The organism is Afifella sp. YEN Y35 (assembly GCF_047553465.1).
Lineage (GTDB): Bacteria > Pseudomonadota > Alphaproteobacteria > Rhizobiales > Afifellaceae > Afifella > Afifella aestuarii.
This window is the reverse complement of record NZ_CP180203.1, coordinates 2,139,350-2,156,483: the sequence shown is the minus strand read 5'-3', so window position 1 is coordinate 2,156,483 and position 17,134 is coordinate 2,139,350. Positions and strand designations below refer to the sequence as shown.

Annotated in this window: 20 protein-coding genes; 18 read left to right on the top strand and 2 right to left on the bottom strand. The window is 64.0% G+C overall.

All coding sequences use genetic code 11. The annotated features are described in order from the left end of the window. Positions 1-2: 2 nt before the first annotated feature. Positions 3-821, top strand: a complete 819-nt coding sequence (locus ACK8CP_RS10245) for a glycoside hydrolase family 19 protein (protein ID WP_414831680.1) — start codon at positions 3-5, stop codon at positions 819-821. Continuing rightward, positions 818-1,018, top strand: a complete 201-nt coding sequence (locus ACK8CP_RS10240; protein WP_234630570.1) for a hypothetical protein — start codon at positions 818-820, stop codon at positions 1,016-1,018. Before ACK8CP_RS10245 ends, ACK8CP_RS10240 begins: the two co-directional genes overlap by 4 nt. 16 nt (positions 1,019-1,034) lie before the next feature. On the opposite strand, the gene ACK8CP_RS10235 is transcribed toward ACK8CP_RS10240, so the two are convergent. Together ACK8CP_RS10235 and ACK8CP_RS10230 are read right to left on the bottom strand one after the other, a co-directional pair. Continuing rightward, complete coding sequence (locus ACK8CP_RS10235; RefSeq protein WP_414831679.1) at positions 1,035-1,325, bottom strand: type II toxin-antitoxin system ParD family antitoxin; 291 nt, start codon at positions 1,323-1,325, stop codon at positions 1,035-1,037. Positions 1,326-1,373: 48 nt separating this feature from the next. After that, positions 1,374-1,661: a hypothetical protein gene (locus ACK8CP_RS10230; protein WP_128292607.1), complete on the bottom strand. Its 288-nt coding sequence runs from the start codon at positions 1,659-1,661 to the stop codon at positions 1,374-1,376. Positions 1,662-1,672: 11 nt separating this feature from the next. Here ACK8CP_RS10230 and ACK8CP_RS10225 point away from each other — a divergent pair, with 11 nt between their 5' ends. The 16 genes from ACK8CP_RS10225 to ACK8CP_RS10150 all read left to right on the top strand — a co-directional run bounded on the left by ACK8CP_RS10225 (position 1,673) and on the right by ACK8CP_RS10150 (position 16,995). Beyond that, the gene (locus tag ACK8CP_RS10225; RefSeq protein ID WP_128292608.1) at positions 1,673-2,113 is read left to right on the top strand and encodes a hypothetical protein; all 441 of its coding nucleotides are present in this window, start codon (positions 1,673-1,675) and stop codon (positions 2,111-2,113) included. 118 nt (positions 2,114-2,231) lie between these two features. Further along, complete coding sequence (locus ACK8CP_RS10220) at positions 2,232-2,507, top strand: PepSY domain-containing protein (RefSeq protein ID WP_205649906.1); 276 nt, start codon at positions 2,232-2,234, stop codon at positions 2,505-2,507. Positions 2,508-2,687: 180 nt separating this feature from the next. Next, positions 2,688-3,374 (top strand): response regulator transcription factor, encoded by a 687-nt coding sequence (locus ACK8CP_RS10215; RefSeq protein ID WP_414831678.1) that lies wholly within the window; start codon positions 2,688-2,690, stop codon positions 3,372-3,374. Further along, complete coding sequence (locus tag ACK8CP_RS10210; protein WP_414831677.1) at positions 3,367-4,791, top strand: ATP-binding protein; 1,425 nt, start codon at positions 3,367-3,369, stop codon at positions 4,789-4,791. The genes ACK8CP_RS10215 and ACK8CP_RS10210 overlap by 8 nt, the downstream gene beginning before the upstream one ends. A 148-nt stretch (positions 4,792-4,939) precedes the next feature. After that, a complete protein-coding gene (locus ACK8CP_RS10205) occupies positions 4,940-5,368 on the top strand; it encodes a hypothetical protein (protein ID WP_414831676.1) in 429 nt (142 codons plus the stop codon). Between the two features lie 30 nt (positions 5,369-5,398). Then, on the top strand, positions 5,399-5,812 hold the full coding sequence (locus ACK8CP_RS10200) for a hypothetical protein (protein WP_414831675.1): 414 nt from the start codon (positions 5,399-5,401) through the stop codon (positions 5,810-5,812). Then, entirely contained in the window at positions 5,812-6,360 is a 549-nt protein-coding gene (locus ACK8CP_RS10195; RefSeq protein WP_414831674.1) for a hypothetical protein, read from the top strand. The genes ACK8CP_RS10200 and ACK8CP_RS10195 overlap by 1 nt, the downstream gene beginning before the upstream one ends. Before the next feature lie 249 nt (positions 6,361-6,609). Next, the gene (locus ACK8CP_RS10190) at positions 6,610-7,086 is read left to right on the top strand and encodes a glycine zipper 2TM domain-containing protein (RefSeq protein WP_234630574.1); all 477 of its coding nucleotides are present in this window, start codon (positions 6,610-6,612) and stop codon (positions 7,084-7,086) included. 168 nt (positions 7,087-7,254) lie between these two features. Further along, a complete protein-coding gene (gene ccmI / locus ACK8CP_RS10185) occupies positions 7,255-8,508 on the top strand; it encodes a c-type cytochrome biogenesis protein CcmI (RefSeq protein WP_414831673.1) in 1,254 nt (417 codons plus the stop codon). Then, positions 8,505-8,957, top strand: a complete 453-nt coding sequence (gene ccmE / locus ACK8CP_RS10180) for a cytochrome c maturation protein CcmE (RefSeq protein ID WP_234630576.1) — start codon at positions 8,505-8,507, stop codon at positions 8,955-8,957. The genes ccmI and ccmE overlap by 4 nt, the downstream gene beginning before the upstream one ends. 8 nt (positions 8,958-8,965) lie before the next feature. Further along, positions 8,966-10,960: a heme lyase CcmF/NrfE family subunit gene (locus ACK8CP_RS10175; RefSeq protein WP_414834236.1), complete on the top strand. Its 1,995-nt coding sequence runs from the start codon at positions 8,966-8,968 to the stop codon at positions 10,958-10,960. A gap of 56 nt (positions 10,961-11,016) precedes the next feature. Continuing rightward, positions 11,017-11,457, top strand: a complete 441-nt coding sequence (locus ACK8CP_RS10170) for a cytochrome c-type biogenesis protein (protein ID WP_414834235.1) — start codon at positions 11,017-11,019, stop codon at positions 11,455-11,457. 210 nt (positions 11,458-11,667) lie between these two features. Then, positions 11,668-12,657 (top strand): glycosyltransferase family 2 protein, encoded by a 990-nt coding sequence (locus ACK8CP_RS10165; protein ID WP_414831672.1) that lies wholly within the window; start codon positions 11,668-11,670, stop codon positions 12,655-12,657. Next, the gene (locus ACK8CP_RS10160; RefSeq protein WP_414831671.1) at positions 12,654-14,765 is read left to right on the top strand and encodes a hypothetical protein; all 2,112 of its coding nucleotides are present in this window, start codon (positions 12,654-12,656) and stop codon (positions 14,763-14,765) included. The genes ACK8CP_RS10165 and ACK8CP_RS10160 overlap by 4 nt, the downstream gene beginning before the upstream one ends. A gap of 16 nt (positions 14,766-14,781) precedes the next feature. Continuing rightward, entirely contained in the window at positions 14,782-15,219 is a 438-nt protein-coding gene (locus tag ACK8CP_RS10155; protein ID WP_414831670.1) for a GtrA family protein, read from the top strand. 240 nt (positions 15,220-15,459) lie between these two features. Beyond that, on the top strand, positions 15,460-16,995 hold the full coding sequence (locus ACK8CP_RS10150; protein ID WP_414831669.1) for a Do family serine endopeptidase: 1,536 nt from the start codon (positions 15,460-15,462) through the stop codon (positions 16,993-16,995). Positions 16,996-17,134 lie beyond the last annotated feature (139 nt).

The window sequence follows — 17,134 nt, the reverse complement described above, 5'->3', positions numbered from 1 at the left end:
GCATGATCGCCGTCAAGGACCTGCGGACGATTGCGGGCGCGAGGGCGCGCACCGGCATTCTGGAAGGCGTGGCCGAGGGGCTGGCCCGTCACGGCAAGGCTTTCGGGCTCGACCGGCCGGAGATGCTCGCCGCGTTTCTGGCGCAGATCGGCCATGAGAGCGGGCGTTTTCGCCATCTGGAAGAGATTTGGGGGCCGACGGCGGCGCAGCGGCGCTACGATTCCCGCGCCGATCTCGGCAACACCCCGGAGACGGACGGCGACGGCTATCGCTACCGCGGCCGCGGGCTCATCCACGTGACGGGGCGGGCGAACGTGGCGGCCTTTGCGGCCTGGGCGAAAGAGCGTTTTGCCGATGCGCCGGATTTTTTAGCCGAGCCGAACCGCCTGGCGGCCTTTCCATGGGCCTTCGTGTCGGCGCTCTGGTACTGGGAGAGCCGCGATCTCGGCCGGCTTGCCGCGGTGGGCGATCTGATCGGCCTGACGCGCGCGATCAATGGCGGGCTCAACGGCCTCGCCGACCGGCGGCGGCTTTATGTGCGCACCGCGCTCGTGCTCCTCGGCCAGGAGCTGACGAAGGGGGCGGTGAAGCGCTTCCAGGCCGCGCGCGGCCTGACCCCTGATGACATCGCCGGAGCGAAGACGCTTCACGAGCTGCATGCCGCACTCTCGGAACTGCCGGCGCTGAAGGCGGGTGCCGCGATGCGGCCCGCGCCTCAGGCGGGCCGCGCTGGTCCGCCCTGGGGGCTGATCTTTCTCACACTTTGCGTTCTGGCCGCTCTCGCAGCGGCCATTTTTCTGTCTGGAGGAAAAATCTCATGACCACCGTCACTCAGCCGACGCTCCTGCCGACCAACAAGCTGACCGCGGCGACGTTTGCCGCCTCGCTCGCCAATCTCGCCCAGCTTCTCGTGGCGCGGCATTTTCCCGAATTCGCCGATCCTGAGATCTGGGCCCCGCTCGCCCCGGCGCTGGCGCTGATCGTCGGCTATTTCGTGAAGGACCGGGCGAATGTGTGAGGGGGGAACACGTCAGTCATTGGAGGGCAGGTTGCCGATCGCGAGGTGATGTCGGGGCGGCGAGCACGTCCTCCAGGATTTCGTCGAGCGTCCTCGTAGAGAAGCGGCCGGCCGCGGCCTCTTCAAGTCCGCGTGTGATTTCCCGTCTCAGGGTGAGGAGCTTTTCTTCCTCTGCGGCCTTCTCGTGCTGCAGCAACAAGAGCGCGTCCTGCACGACGTCACTCGACGAGGTGTAGCCGCCCTTCGCCACTTCGCCCTCGAGGAAGTCGGCAAGGTCGGGGCGCAAGTTGACGGTCACAGTCGTCATCGCGGGTCTCCAATCAACGATCTAAAGATCGGGGCGCCACAGTTTTTGTCAACGGCGGCCGAAGATCGACGGGCGTATGCGTGGATCATGATGGCGCTTGCGGCCGTTTGAAGCCATATGCAACATACAGCCGATGGCAAGTTTGTCCTCGCCATCGGCAAAGGTGAGGCGCTTGATGTCATCAACAACGACGAAGTTCAGCCAGAAAGATTTCCGGCGTGGCGTCGACGATATTTTGACGTTGGGTCCAATCCGCAATGCACTGCGCGAACTTTTGCATGCGAGGCGCAGCGGTAAAAAGACTGGTTCAGCCGGCGATATGGCCTCTCGCGGCAATGTGAGCGCTTATGACGAACGAGCTTCCCGAAAGGCCGGATAGCTCGAACCGCAAGGGCGAGGAAGGCGGGTCGCGGGCCGGCGACCGCTACCTCGCGATCGGCAGTCTTCATCTCCACGGCAACGACCTGGCCGAGTTGCGGAAGATTGCCAGCGAGAACCCTGCGCTTGCCGAAAAGATCGTGGATCAGAGAGACAGGGAAGATGCCCGGGCGAATGCGAGTTATCGCTTCGGCATCGTGGCATCCCTCATTTTGATCGCGATGGCGCTCTCTTCCTTGACTTTCATTCTCGTCTGGGCAGGGCTGCTCGCGACGATCGGTCTGGCGCTCGCGACGCTTGCGATTGCCGTTCTGATCCGAGTGGTCCTTACGGGAGAATGGTCCGAGACCAGCTGGTTCGGCAGGGTGGTCAACGCTCTGGCGCGCATGCTCGGTTCAGCAAGCGAATGACTCAAAAGGGCGGGCGGGCAGCAATGGCTTTGCCCGGGACGATTTGTGTCGCGGCCTTTCCCCAGAAACTCTCCTCCCCATTCAGCCCGCATTCAGCCGCTCGTGCTATGAGACAGGCATGATGATGTTGCGCCCCTTCCTGTCGGTCTTCGCCCTTCTTCTGTCGCTTCTGGTGGCCGGGGAGGCGGCTGCTGCCTGTCTTGGCCCCGGTGAGGCGCGCCAGGTGGTGGCGTCCGGCCAGGCCGTGCCGTTGTCGCAGGCGCTCCGGCGCGCCGGAATTTCCGGCGAGGTCGTCGACGTCAAATTGTGCGAGGCGGGCGGCGGCTATGTCTATCAGGCCTCCGTGCTCGGCCCGGACGGAAGGCTCCAGCGCGTCAACATTCCGGCGCGTTAGGCAGAGAGATAGGCTTTCGAAGACGAATCGCAGCCGATGAACATTGGCCGACGAACACGGCCCTGGAGAATACGGGCCGGCGAATACGAGACCGCGAAAAAGGCCGGGTAAGAGGCCGGTAAAAAGGGATCCCGATAGCGGGCGACAAATCCCGAGCAGAGACGAAAGGCGAAGGCTCTCATGCGCATTTTGGTCGTGGAGGACGACGAGAATCTGAACCGTCAGATGGTGAGCGCGCTCACCGAGCAGGGCTATGCGGTCGATGCCGCGCTCGACGGTGAGGACGGCCATTTTCTCGGCGAGACGGAGCCCTACGACGCGGTGATTCTCGATATCGGCCTGCCGCAGATGGATGGGCTGTCGGTTCTGGAAGCCTGGCGCCGCGAGGGGCGCACCATGCCCGTCCTCATCCTGACTGCGCGCGACCGCTGGTCCGACAAGGTGCAGGGGATCGACGCCGGCGCCGACGATTATGTCGCCAAACCCTTCCATATGGAGGAGGTTCTGGCGCGCGTGCGCGCGCTCGTGCGACGCGCCGCCGGCCATGCCTCGAACGACCTCACCGCCGGGCCCGTGCGCCTCGATCTGAGGGCGAGCCGCGTGACGGTCGACGGCAACCCGGTGAAGCTCACCTCCCACGAATACAAGGTGCTCGAATATCTCATGCACCATCGCGGCAAGACGATTTCGCGCACGGAGCTGACGGAGCATCTTTACGATCAGGATTTCGATCGCGATTCCAACACGATCGAAGTTTTCGTCGGGCGTCTCAGAAAGAAGCTCGGCATCGATCTGATCGAGACGGTGCGCGGGCTCGGCTACCGCATCGATCCGCCGGGAGGCGAGACCGACGGCGCCGATGCTTGAGCGGCTGCATCCACGAAGCTGGAGCCTCGGGCGCAGCACGTCCGAGGGGCGGGCCAAAGGGCAGGGCTCGCTCAGCCTGCGGCTCGCCATCATCGCGGCGGCCGGCACGACGGTGGCGCTGCTTCTCGCCGCCATTCTCTTCATTTCGCTTTTCCGCGACAGCCTGCAGCGCAGTTTCGATTTCCGCCTGGTGGCGCTGCACAAGGCGCTCGTCGGCGCCGTCGTCGCCTCGGGCGAGGGGCCGAACGAAACGCAGGTGGCACTCGGCGAGCCACGCTTTTCCCTTCCGCAATCGGGCTGGTACTGGCAGATCCGCGACATGGAGACGGGCGCTGTTCTGACCGCCTCGCCGTCGCTCTTCGGTGATCATCTCGCCGTCGACGATCTGCCCGACCCGGACGGGCGGCCGCGCCGCCTCTCTTTCGACGGGCCCGGGGGACGCGGCCTCAGAGCCGTGGAACGCCAGATCACCAAGCCGGACGGCAAGCGCCTTGCGGTGCTGGTGGCCGGCGATGCCCGCGGCGTGGCGCGCGATATTTCCAGATTCACCACCATCGTGGCGATCACGCTCGGCATCTTCGGGTTGCTTCTCGCGATCGGCGCGGCCGTCCTGATTCGCTTCGGGCTTCGACCCTTGCGCGATGTGCGCGCCGCCTTGCAGGAGGTGCGACGCGGCGAACGCGTCAGCCTCGGCGGCCAGTGGCCGGACGAAATCGCCCCGCTTGCCGAAGATCTCGATGCGCTCATCCTCTCCAATCGCGAGATCGTGGAACGGGCCCGCCGCCATGTCGGCAATCTTGCGCATGCTCTGAAGACCCCGCTCGCCATTCTGCAGAACGAGGCGGAGGCGGGCGAAGGCGAGCTTGCCGAGCGCGTCGGCCGTCAGGTGGAGGTGATGCGCGGCCAGATCGGCCATCATCTCGACCGGGCCCGCATCGCCGCGCAGACGAACGTCATCGGCGCGATGACGCCGGTGGCGCCCGTGGTGGAGGCCCTGGCGCGCGTCATGCAGAAGGTGCATGGCCGCGACCGTCCGCTCGAGATCAGCGTGCATTGTCCGGCAACCCTCGTCTTCCGGGGCGAGAAGCAGGATCTCGAAGAGATGGTCGGAAACCTCCTCGACAATGCCTGCAAATGGGCGGGCTCCGAGATGACGCTCTCGTGCCTGCCCGCCGGCGACGGCAATGCGCGGCGCGCGCGGCTCATCATCACCGATGACGGGCCGGGGCTCGCGCCGGACGAGCGCAAGAAGGTTCTGGCCCGCGGCATGCGGCTCGACGAGACGAAGCCGGGCTCCGGTCTCGGCCTGTCGATCGTGGACGAACTCGCCCGCATCTATGGCGGCGCTTTGACCTTGGAGGCGGCGCCCGAAGGGGGCCTGAAGGCCGTGCTCGACCTGCCGGTGGCGGAAAAGTAGTAGCCTACGACTGACGCAATGACGCGTTCCGATGCCAGAAGTTGCAGCTGCTGCGGGAGCTGGTTAGCTTGCAAATTGCCAAGCTTCGAGTCGCACCTTTCTGTTAGGGGCTTGTCAACGGTTTAGTCCTAGCTTAACTGGGGAGCTAATGGATAAGCGCAGCGAGCCCTCCGCGGACAAGTTGTGCACTCACGTAGTTAAACGAGGGGCGTACGGCGATGTCTGGCTATCCGAGGACGCCAAGCGAGACTACGATATCCTCATCCGCCGCAGGGACGAGCAAGGTGCTCGACAAGCTGCAACGATCAAGCGGTACTTTGAGCGCTTCGCGGATGGCGGTCCCGACTATCTAGATAACTCTCAGATGCTTAAGCGCCAAGGGAGAGTGAAAGATGGAGCGGGAAAACAAGTCACGGTATTTGCCTTTAAAGCGTACCAGTGGCGCCTCTATGGGGTGCTCCAGCACTATCGCGGCCGTCCCTCTTTCGTGGGCTTATGTGTCGACTCCCAGAAGAAGCAGAATAAAGCGGATGCAAAAATCCTGTCCAAATGCGGGATTCTCGCCGGAAAGCTTTAGGTAAAAAAATCAGTGATGTAGGGCACTACAATGAGTGAATGGGTTAAATCCGATTATAGGCGTGCCACTGCCGAGCAGGACGCTCTGCTGGATGTGCAGTTCGCTATCATGGATATTCTTCGGGACTCTGGGGTTTCGAAGGAGGAGCTGGCCCGTCGTCTTGCGGTCTCTAAGTCGCGGGTGAGTCAGCTTTTTTCGCCGGATGCCAACTTGACGATCCGCCAGATCGCGCGCGTGTACGATGCTTTGGACCGTGTTTTTGTTCCGACGTCGCGGAGCGTTGGAGCCGGCGAGAAGGATGCTGGATGTTGGATGCTTGGTGTTGATCGCTTGCGTGAGAGTTTGCAGAACGTCAAGCCGTTTACTGTTGTAGATCATCCGGCTAACGAAAATTATACCGAATTTGGAGGTCCTTGGGATCACGTGGCTATGGAAGCTGCGTGATGGCGAAGCGTGCGGCAGTAAAACGGCGTGCCGAGAAGCAAGGTGAAGATGTTTCTCGCCAAGATGAGCTTTCCCATGAAGAGAGGATGGCAAACTATAGCGAGGTGGTTGGCAAGGCGGAGTTGTCTGCTGTTCGGCTTATTGGGTCGACGTTCGAAGTCCGCCCAAGTTTCTTCGAGACTGAAGAGGAGAGGCTTGAGTTTCACTATGAAGTAAACCCCACAGACATCCAATTCGATTCGGAAGAGGGGTGGGGGGCTATATTTATGCAGTGTGTCGCAGGGGCAAGGCTAGAAAATATGGACCTTGTTCTGTGTTCTGCGAATTATCTGGTCGCCTATGGAGGGATGGTTGATTGCGAACGCGAGGCCACAGAGGCATTCCTCCGCAAAGTAGGGCGGTTTACTTGCTACCCTTACTTCCGATCGCTGTTTGCGATGCTGGACGCGAATGCTGGTACATCCTTGCCTACATTGCCGGTGCTGAAGGAACCCGTCGCAGGAAAGAAAAGGGCGGCCAAAGTGCCAAAGGGCGAGCCCAGCTCCTGAGGCGTGCCTTGAGACCCGACATGAGTTCGATGATATGCCCGTGGGATGCGTTGCGATTACACTTGGGTGCAAATGTGTCCTGCGCTGGCTGACGAATAACCCGCCCGCCCAACGAACAGCCCGCTTAGGACGTACGGCTTTTTGCTATCTCCTTGGAGCCTCCGACCGCAATTTTGCCATCCTGCTCTGGAACCGGTTCGCTCGATCTGCCATGGATTGGCCGAGGGGTTTTTTCGAGAGGATTGTTCAATGAGACTTGCAGTGACGAGTGCCGCGATCGGTGCTCTGTTTCTCACCGCTTGCCAGACCGAGCCCGGGGGGATGGGGCAGCGCGAAGGCATCGGAACCCTCGGCGGTGCCGTGGTCGGTGGCGTTCTCGGCAACCAGATCGGCCATGGTTCGGGCCGTGTCGCGGCAACCGCGATCGGCGCGCTCGCCGGCGGCCTGATCGGCAACCGCGTCGGCGCGAATATGGACCAGCAGGCCCGTCAGCAGGCGCTTGCCGCCGAATACCAGGCGCTCGAATACGGCGCGCCGGGCCGTCCGGTCCAGTGGCAGGCGAGCACGGGCAATTATCGCGGCGAGATCGTTCCGGGACAGACCTACCAGATCAATTCCGTCGATTGCCGCGACTATGCGCACACGATCTATATCGAAGGCTCGCCGCAGGTGGCCCGCGGCACGGCCTGCCGTCAGCCGGACGGCACCTGGCGCCCGGTGAGCTGAGCTCGGCAGATCTCAGTGTGATCACAGGCCGCGGTGTTGTGCCGCGGCCTGAAAAAGTGACCTGCCGCGAGGTTCTTGGGCATCCTATCTAGACGAAAGCGTGTTCGTCGCATTGTGACCCGGACTTTGGACGGGTACATCTAGCCCAAGTTAAGAGCTTGAGATCTCATGCTTCTCTGGTTGGCGATTGCAATCTTCACGGTCATCGCAGTTCTGGCCGTCGTTCTTCCTCTCCTGCGGGAGGGAAAACCCGTCGATTCGCGTGAAAACTATGATGCGGCAGTTTATCGCCGACAGCTCGACGAGCTCGAGCGCGATCGCGAGGCCGGACGGATCGGGCCGGAAGAGGCCGAAGCGGCGAGGGCCGAGATCGGCCGCCGGCTGATCGCTGCCGACCGCCGCGAGGCGGCGCGCACGGCCGCCGCGGGTGGCGGCTTCCGGCGTGCGGCGACGGCTGCCATCGCACTCGTCGGCATCCCGCTCATCGGCCTCGGGCTTTATCTCGCGCAGGGCTCTCCGGGCCTTCCCGACGAGCCCTTGCAGGCGCGTCTCGGCGATGCGCCGGACAGCAAGAATATTTCGCTTCTCGTCGGACGCGTGGAAGACCATTTGGCGCGCAATCCCGACGATACACGTGGCTGGGAGGTGCTGGCGCCCGTCTATTCGCGTCTCGGCCGCCCGGTCGACGCCGCCCGCGCCTATCGCAACGTGATCCGTCTCGGCGGCTCCACGCCAGCGCGGCAGACGGCGCTCGGCGAAGCGCTCGTCATGGCCTCCGGCGGCATCGTCACCGACGAAGCGCGCAAAGCTTTTGAAGCCTCTGCCGAATCGGGTGCCGAGCTCGACAGCGATACGGCCAAGGCGCGTTTTTATCTCGCTCTCGCCATGGAGCAGGAAGGCAACAACGAGGGCGCGACGACCGCCTTGCACGCGCTTCTCGACGACGCGCCCGCCGATGCCGCCTGGCGGCCGGCGATCGAAGAGACGGTGGCCCGCATCGAGCGGGCGGAGAAGGACACGGCGGCAGCGCTCTTTGCCAAGCCGAACAAGCCGGCGCTCGGACCTTTGCGCGAGAACGCGCCGAGCGCGCGGGCGGACGCGGGTGCGCCGCCTGCTGCGACGCCCACGCGTGGGCCGAGCCAGGAGGAAATGGATGCCGCCGGCGCCATGGCTCCTGAAGATCGCATGGCAATGATCGAGGGGATGGTCGACAATCTGGCCGATCGTCTCGAGAAGAAGCCCGACGATGCGGATGGCTGGATGCAGCTCGTCCGCTCCTACGCCGTGCTCGGACGGCGCGAAGATGCCGCCGAGGCCGCACGCACGGCCCTTGCGTCGGTCTCCGACACGGAGAAGCGGCGTGAAATCGCTCAGCTCGCCCAGGACCTGCGTCTCCCGGGCATGGAGGAGATGACGCAATGACCCGCAAGCAACGCCGTTTGTCGCTCATTGCCGGAGCCGGATTGGTGCTTGCGAGCGCCCTCGGCCTGGTGGCCTACGCGCTCAACGACCAGATCGTCTTCTTCTATGCGCCGAGCGAACTCGCCGAAAAGAACATCGCCCCGGGCTCGCGCATCCGGCTCGGCGGCCTTGTCGCCGAAGGGTCGGTGAAGCGTGAGAAGGACGGCGAAGTCTTCTTCTCCATCACCGATACGGCGCAGGTCGTGCCGGTCATGTATCGCGGCATCCTGCCGGATCTGTTCCGCGAAGGGCAGGGCGTCGTGGCCGAAGGCCGGATGGAGCCCGACGGCAGCTTCCATGCCGACAGCGTGCTGGCCAAGCACGATGAGAATTACATGCCGCGCGAGGTCGCCGATTCCCTGAAATCGCAGGGCCTGTGGCAGCACAACCAAGAGACAGCGACGCAGTGATGTCCTGGATGTCTGGCTTTTCGATCGCTGAACTCGGCCATTACGCGCTCGTCCTGGCGCTGGCGCTGTCGCTCATTCAGTCGACGGTGCCGCTGTGGGGAGCTGCGGCGCGCGACAACCGGCTGATGCGGGTGGGCACCGTCTCGACCCTCATCGGCTTTCTGTATGTGGCCTTTGCCTTCGGCGCGCTCACCGTCGCCTATATCAATTCCGATTTCTCCGTGGCGAATGTCTGGGAGAACTCGCATTCGGCGAAGCCGCTTCTGTTCAAGATTTCCGGCGTGTGGGGCAATCACGAAGGCTCCATGATGCTGTGGGTCCTGATCCTGTCGCTCTTCGGGGCGCTGGTGGCGGCCTTCGGCGGCAATCTGCCGGTGACCTTGAAGGCGCGCGTGCTCGCCGTGCAGGGTTGGGTCGCGACGGCGTTTCTGCTCTTCATCCTGACCACCTCGAACCCGTTCCTGCGTATGATGCCGGCGCCGGGCGAGGGCCGCGATCTCAACCCGATCCTGCAGGATGTCGGCCTCGCCATTCATCCGCCGCTTCTCTATCTCGGCTATGTCGGCTTCTCGATCGTCTTTTCGTTCGCCGCCGCTGCGCTCATCGAAGGCCGCGTCGACGCGGCCTGGGCGCGCTGGGTCAGGCCCTGGACGCTGATGGCCTGGATCTTCCTGACGCTCGGCATCGCCATGGGCTCTTACTGGGCCTATTACGAGCTCGGCTGGGGCGGCTGGTGGTTCTGGGATCCCGTCGAGAACGCCTCCTTCATGCCGTGGCTGGCGGGAACCGCTCTTCTGCACTCGGCGATCGTCATGGAGAAGCGGGGCGCCCTCAAGATCTGGACGATCCTGCTGGCGATCCTCACCTTCTCGCTGTCGCTGCTCGGCACGTTCCTGGTGCGCTCGGGCGTGCTGACCTCCGTGCACGCCTTCGCGACGGACCCGACGCGCGGCGTCTTCATCCTGGCGATCCTGGTGCTCTTCATCGGCGGGTCGCTGGCGCTTTTCGCCTGGCGGGCGCCAGAGCTGAAACAGGGCGGCCTGTTCGCACCGATCAGCCGTGAGGGCGCGCTTCTCTACAACAATCTCTTCCTGGTGGCGGCAACGGCGACGGTCTTCGCCGGCACGCTCTATCCGCTCGTGCTGGAAGCGCTCACCAAGGACAAGATTTCCGTCGGCGCGCCGTTCTACAACATCACCTTCGCGCCGCTGATGGTGCCGCTGCTTCTGGCCGTTCCCTTCGGGCCGATGCTCGCCTGGAAGCGCGGCGATCTATTCGCCGCAGCACAGCGCCTGCTTTTCGCCATGGTGCTGGCCGTCGTGGCACTGGTGGCGACCTTGATCATCGAGGGCGTGCAGCATCCGCTCGCTCCGATCGGTGTCGGTCTCGGCATCTGGCTGATCGCCGGCGCCGCCAACGAGATCATCGACCGCTCCGGCATCGGACGCATGCCGCTGAAGACCTCCTGGGCGCGCTTTACGGGCATGCCGCGGACGGCCTTCGCGACGGCGCTCGCCCATGCCGGCCTCGGCGTGACCGTGATCGGCATCGTCGCCACGACGACCTATCAGACCGAGACGATCGTCTCCGTGAAGCCCGGAGAATCTCTGGAAACCGGCGGCTACACGCTGACCTATCAGGATTACGTGCCGCATACGGAGAACAATTACCGCGAGGAGCTCTACCGCTTCGTCGTGTCCCGCGACGGCGACGTTCTCCTCGCCATGGCGCCGGCGAAACGCTTCTATTCCACGCGTCAGATGTCGACCACGGAAGCGGCGATCAAGACCTTCTGGTTCTCGCAGCTTTACGTGTCGATCGGCGATCAGCACGATGACGGCTCGCTCACCGTGCGCGCCTATTACAAGCCCCTCGTCACCTTCATCTGGCTGGGTGCGGTTTTGATGGCGATCGGCGGGACGGTGTCCCTTTCTGACCGACGCTTCCGCATCGGTGTCGCCAAACCCGCACGCGCCAAGCGTCTGCAGGAGGCAAAGGCGTGAAACGCTTCTTGATTGCGCTTGCTCTTACGGCGCTGCTTCTTCCCGCAGGAGGGGCGCTGCAAAGTGGCGGCAGCTTCGACCTCGTCTCGCAGGCCTGGGCGGTCGAGCCGGACGAGATGCTGAAGGATCCGAAGCTGGAGGCGCGCGCGCGCGACCTTTCCGAACATCTTCGTTGCCTCGTCTGCCAGAACGAATCGATCGACGATTCCAACGCCGACCTCGCCAAGGATCTGCGCCTTCTCGTGCGCGAGCGCATCAAGGCCGGCGACACGGACGAAGAGGTGAAGAAGTTTCTGGTCGATCGCTACGGCGAGTTCGTCCTGTTGCGACCCGTGCTCGACTGGAAGAACCTGATCCTGTGGGCGGCGCCGGTGATCGTGCTTCTGATCGGCGGCATCGCGCTCTTCATCCGCTTCCGCGGCACGCGCGTCCTGTCGGAATCGAAGCTCTCCTCCTCCGAGGAGCGAGCGCTCGCCGATATTTTGAAGAAGTACTAGCGCCGCACCTCCATCGTCTGGAAAGCGCCTGAGGCTCTTGTGGGCGGACTTTGCTCCGCGGCAAGTGTGGCCCGCGGGTCGCAGGGCGCCGTGAAAGCTTCCGGCCAGCCGCAGCAGCTGCAACAAGGACGTCCGCCGCCTTGCCGGAAGATCGCGGATCGATCAGAACTGCGATCGATTCCCGTATTTCGCCAGCCGCAATGGGCCTCCATGACCAAGCCCTGCCTCAGTCTCGTCATTCCGATGCACAACGAGGAAGAGTGCCTGGACGGCCTCTTTCGACGGCTCGAAACCGTGTTGGGCGAGCTTGGCATTTCCTACGAAATCGTCTGCGTCGACGACGGCAGCCGCGACCGGACGCTGGCGGCCCTGATCGAGCGCCAGAAACACGCGCCCTATCTGCGGGTGATCGACCTCTCGCGCAATTTCGGCAAGGAGGCGGCGCTGACCGCCGGCCTCGACGCCTCGCGGGGCGATTGCGTGGTTCCGATCGATGCCGATCTGCAGGACCCGCCGGAGCTCATCGGCCGCATGCTGGAGAAGTGGCGCGAGGGCTACGAGGTCGTCAACGCCGTGCGCTCCGAGCGCCAGACCGATACGCCGATGAAGAGGTGGACGGCGGGCCTGTTCTACTGGTCGGCGAACAAGCTCTCGGAAATCGAGATCCCGCCGAATGTCGGCGATTTCCGGCTCATGGACCGCAAAGTGGTCGATGCCATCTGCGCGCTGCCGGAACGCAGCCGCTTCAACAAGGGGCTGTTCGCCTGGGTCGGTTTCCGCCAGACCAGCATCGAATATTCCCGCGAGGCGCGCTTTGCCGGCGAGACCAAGTGGAAGTACTGGCGGCTGTGGAATTTTGCCCTCGACGGCATCACCTCCTTCAGCTCCGTGCCATTGCGCATCTGGAGCTATCTCGGCGGAGCGATCGCGGGACTGGCGATCGTCTATGCCATCATCGTCATCGTGCGCACGATGCTCTTCGGCCGTGACGTGCCGGGCTATCCGTCCCTGATCGTCGCCATCATGTTCTTCAACGGCCTCACCATGCTGAGCCTCGGCGCGATCGGCGAATATCTCTCCCGCATCTTCATCGAGGCGAAGCAGCGCCCGCTCTACATCGTCCGCAAGATCTACGAGCCGGATGCTGAGCCCGACGAGGCGCTCGACGAGGCGATGCGGCAGGGCGAGGCCGAAGCGTGACGGCCCGAATTCGCGTCCCGGCGGCGCTTTTCCTTCTGCTCTGCATCCTGTCGGTCGGCGTCGCCTTTGCCTGGGCCAAGTCGCTCTACTCGTTTCAGTTTGGCGACCAGGCGCTGTTTCACGATTTCGCACGCTGGATCAACCACGGCGAAATCTACATTCGCGACTTCATCCATTTTCGCACGCCGGGCACTTACTATTATCTGGCGCTGGGGCAGCGGCTTTTCGGCGAGACGTTTCGTGCGACCTCGTTTGCGATCCTGGTGGGACCCTATCTGTTTCAGATCGCGGCGAGTTTCGCTCTGGCGCTGGCCGCGACGCGCGCCCTTCTCGGGCGTGCTTCCTTCGCGATCGCGGTTTTCGTTGCTGCAACCTTCCTTTTCCTGACGCCGATCTTCCAGCTGCGTACGGCCATTCCGGCTCTGGCGCTTACCGCCTATCTCATGACGATGGGGGGAACGACGCCGCGCGCGGATCGGGCCTGGAGCCTCGCCGCCGGCGTATTCCTCGGCCTCAGCTATTGGGTCGGCCAGGAAGTCTTCCTTCTTCTCGCCTGGGTGATCTTCTGGGTCGAGCTCGCCGCGCGCAAGGAGCCGTTTGGAGAACGGGTACGGCGCCTTGTGTGGATCGCCGGCAGCAGTTTTTTCGTTGTGGCGGGAGGCATTGGAGCGCTGGCGCTGCAGGGCATGCCGGTCGGTGAATATCTCTATTACACGTCGATCTACGCGCTCTTCATCCAGCCCGCCGGGATGGACCTGCCGTTCCCGCCCTTCGCGATCGAGAATTTCGTCTATTACGTCTTCTTCCTCGAGATCGCGCTGATCGGAGCTCTGTTCGTTTTAAGCGGCGTCTTCGCCGAGCCCGCCGCGATCGCGTTCTTGAGCTACGCGATCCTGCGGTTGGTCTCCGCGCTTGGGCGTTCCGATTATCTCCATCTCGTCTTTTCGATCTCCGAACTCGTCGTTCTGACGCCGATCGCCATCGCCATGATCTGGGCGAGGCGGCGGGAGGTGGCTCGCGCGATCGATCGGCGCGCGCCGCGGCACCTGATCGAGGCTCTCCTCGTCGCGCTTGCGATCCTCATTCTCTTCGCGGCCGCGATCTCGACCTCCTCCCTGGTGCTGCTTCTGGCGCCGCCGCTTTTGTGTCTCGGCGCGTGGATGCAAGGCTCGCCCGCGAATGAACCGGGAGGCGCATCCTCGGGCCTGACGAACCTCGTCGCCGGGGTGCTCGGATTGGGCGCGATGGTTGCGGTCTTCTATCCGAATTCGACGGCGGCGTTTCGCTTCGGTACCGACGCGCTCTTTCACTCCGTGCCGTCGCGCCCCCTCATCGGCGGCGTTCAATTTGCTCCGGACCAGGACCAGGAGCTGAAGGGGGTCGAGGCCTTCTTCGAGGAGCATCGCCCGAAGCGCATTTTCAGCTACCCGATCCGGCCGATCTATTATGCCTTCGCGCCCGAGCACGCGACGCGGCTCACCTATCTCGAGCCGCAGACGACGGAAGCGGAAGTCGCCGGCCTGATCAGCGATCTCGAGATCGCGCCCGCCGATGTGATCGTGCAGGATGTCGGCCAGATGCTGCGGGCGAGGCCCGTGCTTTATCCGCTCGCCGACTATATCGCCTCCAATTACCGCACCGCGCATGTCAACCGAGAGGGCAGGCTTCTGGAGCTTCGGCTGCCGCGCGACGAGATGCGCCCCACGATGCGTCTGATGGACCGCTATCGTCAGCTCGCCGGAGAGAATCGCGGCCGGGTCGGCTTTCGGGCGATCGATGGCGCCGGGAACCGTGCCGGGGTCGGCGGTGGTGACAATGAAGCGAGATTGGTCCTGGAGGCCAAAGGCCGGATTTCTCATCGCCTCGCGGTCGCCGACGACTGGGTCTTCACGACTGCGCTTCTGGAATGTGCAGACTGCGCCCGCGAGGCGGACGTGGAACTCATGCGCGGCGAGAAGGTGACGCGGATGCGCCTGAGCGCGGGCGCGGCGGCCGACACGATCCCCATGCCCGCGGGAACGGGGCCGGTGACGGTGATCTTTCAGCCGAACGCCGACGGCAAAAGAGCCGCCTGGATCGATCCTCGCTTCGAAGGGCCGGTGAAGTGACGGCGGGGAGGGGCGCGTGAAGCGGCTGCAACCGCGCCTCGATGCGCTCGTCGCGCGTCTGCCGCTGACGGCCGTGCAGTATCTGAAGTTCGGCATCGTTGGCGGCCTGGCGACCGCCTTTCACAGCGTCCTCTTCGTCCTCTTCATCGAGGTGTTCGGTGCCGAGCCGATGCTCGCCAATACGCTCGCCTTCGCCTGTGCCGTAATCGTCTCATACCTCGGCAATTACCGCTGGACCTTCGGCGCGACCCGCCGGAGCTGGGCGAGTTTTGTCAAATTCGCCGTCGTCAGCCTGATCGGCTTTGCGCTCAACAGTCTGGCGATCTTCATCATCGTCGAGGCGATGGCGCTGTCCTATCTCTGGGTGCTGCCGTTCATGGTCGGCGTCGTGCCGATCGTGGTCTTTGCGCTCAACCGCGGCTGGACTTTTGGCGCGGCGCGGCGCGTCGGCTGAGGCGCACGGCCGCCCGGGGATGCGGGCGGTCGCAGGCTGCGACGGCAGACGCGATCCCGGGAGATCTTCTCCGGATTACGAAGTTTTAATTCCAAGGTCACTGCGCGGTAAGCCGGGCTCACCTATCTGTGAGCGTGCAGCAGGACCTCATTGCCCCTGTCCCCTGCTGCGGCCTCCAGTCCGCTCCGCGCGCCCCCCCGCGGAGCGGACATCGAGTTAACGCCCTGGAGAACGAGCAATATGACGAACAACAAGAACCGCGTTTCGACACTTGGAAAGTTCCGGAATGCGCTTCTCGCCAGCGCTGTGACGCTTGGCGTAGCGGGTGTGGCTGCCTCCGGCGCCATCCTGTCCGACACGCAGCCGGTCCGCGCCGAGCAGGTGCAGGTTCAAAACCAAGGTCCGGCCGATTTCACCGGTCTCGTGGAGAAGGTGAAGCCCGCCGTCGTGAGCGTGCGTGTGAAATCCGAAGTCAATCCCGTGACCTTCCAAGGTGATGGTCGCCGCTTTTCCATGCCGGATCTGCCCGACGACAATCCCTTGAACGAATTCTTCAAGCGCTTCGGCCCGCGCGGCTTCGACTTTGACGACAACGACCGCGGACGCAGCCCCCACCATCGCAATCATCCGCGCTTTGGCATGAGCCAGGGTTCCGGCTTCTTCATTTCGCAGGACGGCTACATCGTCACCAACGACCATGTCGTCGAGGACGGCTCCGAAGTGACCGTCGTCATGGAAGACGGCAAGGAGCTGCCGGCCAAGGTCGTCGGCGTCGATGAGCGCACCGACCTTGCGCTCCTCAAGGTCGACGGCAACGATTACACCTATGTGAACCTCTCCCAGGACGCGCCGAAGATCGGCCAGTGGGTCGTGGCGGTCGGCAACCCGTTCGGGCTTGGCGGCACCGTGACGGCGGGCATCGTGTCCGCCGACGGACGTGACATCGGCGCAGGCCCCTATGACGATTTCATCCAGATCGACGCGCCGGTGAACCGCGGCAATTCCGGTGGCCCGACCTTCAACATGAAGGGTGAGGTCGTCGGCGTGAACACGGCCATCTTCTCGCCCTCCGGCGGCAATGTCGGCATCGCTTTCGCCATTCCGGCGAATGTCGTGAGCGACGTCGTCTCCGAGCTGCGCAAGGACGGCGCGGTGACCCGCGGCTGGCTCGGCGTGCAGATTCAGCCGGTGACGGAAGACATCGCCGAAGGCCTCGGGATCTCCTCCACCGAGGGCGCGCTCGTCGCGGACCCGCAGGATGGCGGCCCGGCCAAGCAGGCGGGTATCCAGGCCGGCGACATCATCACGCAAGTCGACGGCAACAAGGTCGACGGCCCGCGTGAACTCGCCCGCATGATCGCCGCCTACGATCCGGACACCAAGGTCGAGCTGACGGTTCTGCGCGATGGTCGCGAACGCACGATCGACGTGGAACTCGGCAAGCTCGGCAAGCAGACGGCGTCTGCCGACAGCCAGGACAGCGGCGATCAGGCCGCGCCGACGAGCCTTGAAGGCCTCGGTCTTGCGGTCGAGCCCAACCAGGATGGCGACGGCGTCGTCGTCATCGGCGTCGACAGCGGTTCGGCGGCCGATCAGAAGGGCTTCGAGGAAGGCGACGTGATCGTGCGCGCCGGCGGCAAGTCCGTGCGCAGCGGCTCCGATCTCGAAGACCAGATCGCTGCCGTGAAAGAGCAGGGCCGCAAGGCGGTGCTCATGCAGGTCGAGCGCAACGGCAATTCGCGCTTCGTGGCTCTGCCGACCGACGACCAGGGCTGACGACAAGAAGCGGGGCCTCCTCTCCGGCCCCGACTTCAGAAACGGCCTTTCGGCGGTTAAAGTCGCCCCCACCGCCGGCCGTCCGGAGCGGCGGATCGCAGCGCGATCCGCCGTTTCGCGTCTCAGCCCCACCAAGGAG

Excerpts from the sequence above, each read along its gene's own strand:
- ACK8CP_RS10210 (WP_414831677.1), top strand. The coding sequence starts at position 3,367 with ATGCTTGAGCGGCTGCATCCACGAAGCTGGAGCCTCGGGCGCAGCACG.
- ACK8CP_RS10225 (WP_128292608.1), top strand. The coding sequence starts at position 1,673 with ATGACGAACGAGCTTCCCGAAAGGCCGGATAGCTCGAACCGCAAGGGC.
- ACK8CP_RS10175 (WP_414834236.1), top strand. The coding sequence starts at position 8,966 with ATGTCTGGCTTTTCGATCGCTGAACTCGGCCATTACGCGCTCGTCCTG.
- ACK8CP_RS10150 (WP_414831669.1), top strand. The coding sequence starts at position 15,460 with ATGACGAACAACAAGAACCGCGTTTCGACACTTGGAAAGTTCCGGAAT.
- ACK8CP_RS10235 (WP_414831679.1), bottom strand. The coding sequence starts at position 1,325 with ATGACGACTGTGACCGTCAACTTGCGCCCCGACCTTGCCGACTTCCTC.
- ccmE (WP_234630576.1), top strand. The coding sequence starts at position 8,505 with ATGACCCGCAAGCAACGCCGTTTGTCGCTCATTGCCGGAGCCGGATTG.
- ACK8CP_RS10240 (WP_234630570.1), top strand. The coding sequence starts at position 818 with ATGACCACCGTCACTCAGCCGACGCTCCTGCCGACCAACAAGCTGACC.
- ACK8CP_RS10195 (WP_414831674.1), top strand. The coding sequence starts at position 5,812 with ATGGCGAAGCGTGCGGCAGTAAAACGGCGTGCCGAGAAGCAAGGTGAA.
- ACK8CP_RS10215 (WP_414831678.1), top strand. The coding sequence starts at position 2,688 with ATGCGCATTTTGGTCGTGGAGGACGACGAGAATCTGAACCGTCAGATG.
- ccmI (WP_414831673.1), top strand. The coding sequence starts at position 7,255 with ATGCTTCTCTGGTTGGCGATTGCAATCTTCACGGTCATCGCAGTTCTG.
- ACK8CP_RS10200 (WP_414831675.1), top strand. The coding sequence starts at position 5,399 with ATGAGTGAATGGGTTAAATCCGATTATAGGCGTGCCACTGCCGAGCAG.
- ACK8CP_RS10205 (WP_414831676.1), top strand. The coding sequence starts at position 4,940 with ATGGATAAGCGCAGCGAGCCCTCCGCGGACAAGTTGTGCACTCACGTA.
- ACK8CP_RS10190 (WP_234630574.1), top strand. The coding sequence starts at position 6,610 with ATGAGACTTGCAGTGACGAGTGCCGCGATCGGTGCTCTGTTTCTCACC.
- ACK8CP_RS10165 (WP_414831672.1), top strand. The coding sequence starts at position 11,668 with ATGACCAAGCCCTGCCTCAGTCTCGTCATTCCGATGCACAACGAGGAA.
- ACK8CP_RS10220 (WP_205649906.1), top strand. The coding sequence starts at position 2,232 with ATGATGATGTTGCGCCCCTTCCTGTCGGTCTTCGCCCTTCTTCTGTCG.
- ACK8CP_RS10245 (WP_414831680.1), top strand. The coding sequence starts at position 3 with ATGATCGCCGTCAAGGACCTGCGGACGATTGCGGGCGCGAGGGCGCGC.